The 285-nt window shown below is 65.3% G+C and carries 1 protein-coding gene; it reads left to right on the top strand.

Translation table 11 applies throughout. The features are described from left to right. Window positions 1–285: NAD(+) synthase (nadE, locus tag EN850_RS35840; protein ID WP_136093089.1), on the top strand; the 285-nt coding region annotated here is incomplete at both ends.

Genomic DNA, 285 nt, shown 5'->3' with positions numbered 1-285 from the left:
CGCTGGCGCCGATGTTCGAAGGCACCGCGCCGGACGTGACCGAAGAGAACCTGCAGTCGCGCAGCCGCGGCGTGATCCTGATGGCGCTGGCCAACAAGTTCGGCGGCCTGCTGCTGACCACCGGCAACAAGAGCGAGTACGCGGTCGGCTACGCCACCATCTACGGCGACATGTGCGGTGGCTATGCGCCGCTGAAGGACCTGTACAAGACCGAAGTGTTCGGCCTGTCCAAGTGGCGCAATACCGTGGGTGGCGCACCGGTGATTCCACCGGCGGTGATCAGCA

The sequence above is a fragment of the Mesorhizobium sp. M8A.F.Ca.ET.207.01.1.1 genome, assembly GCF_004794715.1.
GTDB lineage: Bacteria > Pseudomonadota > Alphaproteobacteria > Rhizobiales > Rhizobiaceae > Mesorhizobium.
Note: the sequence above shows the minus strand (reverse complement) of the source record. Positions and strands in the feature narration are given on the sequence as shown.